Origin of the sequence: Protofrankia sp. Cr1, from assembly GCF_963555865.1 — a bacterium.
In the GTDB taxonomy this organism is placed as follows: Bacteria; Actinomycetota; Actinomycetes; order Frankiales; family Frankiaceae; genus Protofrankia.
Map to the genome: position 1 here is coordinate 8,770 of NZ_CAUVXO010000146.1, position 1,070 is coordinate 9,839.

General features: G+C 71.2%; 1 protein-coding gene. It reads left to right on the top strand.

Features of this window, described 5'->3' with window-relative positions:
* The coding region (locus U9980_RS13525) for an SGNH hydrolase domain-containing protein (protein ID WP_322768231.1) at positions 1-1,070 on the top strand (1,070 nt) is incomplete at both ends.

Genomic DNA, 1,070 nt, shown 5'->3' on the forward strand with positions numbered 1-1,070 from the left:
ACTCCTGTTGGCGACCGTCGATCGTCAGGTCGTGTCGTTTCGCCACGGCCCGATCGAGTGGCTGCTCGCCCGCGGCGGACCGGTGGAACTGGGCCGGATGGCCTATCCACTCCTGCTGCTGCATCTTCCGGTGTTCTGGCTGCTGCGGCAGGCCTTCGCGACGGCGCGCCCGGATGCGCTACTCCTCGTTGGCGGTGGTTTCACCTGGTTTATCGGACTTCTTCTGCAGGATGGGCTGGTCGGGCGGTTGCGGGTGCGCCGCTGGCGGGTGCGATGGGCGCTCCCGGTGCTGCTACTGGCCTGTGCGACGGTCTCGACCAGCAGTACCTGGCTGCCCGCCGCGACTGAAGGACGGCTGCGCAACGGGAGGGCGCCGGTGCTGCTGGCGCTCGGGGGGTCGTTTGCCGGCGATCTCGCCGTGACGCTCGGCCGCCACGGCGCCGGCCGGTATTCGGTGGTGGACGGGACGCTGCCGGGCTGCGGGCTGTATCCGGTGGCGCCGCCCGCGGTACCGCCGGCCCGTGTCACCGCCGACGCGCAGCTGCCGCCGTCGGCGCCCACCCGTTCGGCGGCATGCACGAACTGGGCCGAGCAGTGGCGCACGCGTATCACCCAAAGCCGCCCGCAGGCCCTGGTGGTGGATCTCAGCGCGGACGCGGCCGCGCGCCTCTACCACGGCTCGGTGATTTCGCCGTGCGACGCGGACTATCGCCAGCTCTACCGTAAGGAGCTCGACCGTGCTGCCCAGCTGTGGACGGCGCTGGCACCCGGGCAGCCGGTGCTGCTGGCCGATGCCCGTAGCGTCACGGGCGAGGCCGATCCAGCGTCGAGCCGCTGTTTCAATGCGTTGATCATCGAAGCGGTCGCCCGGTATCCCCAGGTGTTGTTGTTGGATGTCGACGCGGCGCTGTGCCAGGCCGGACAGTGCTGGACGCGTACGTCCGCCGGCAGGCCGTTGTATTTCGACGCCGTCCACCTCACCCCCGCGGGGATGGACAGCCTCGCCCCGTGGCTGGTCGCGGCGGTCGGCAGGGCACTGGCGCCGGGACCGCCAACCGCGGACAACGGGG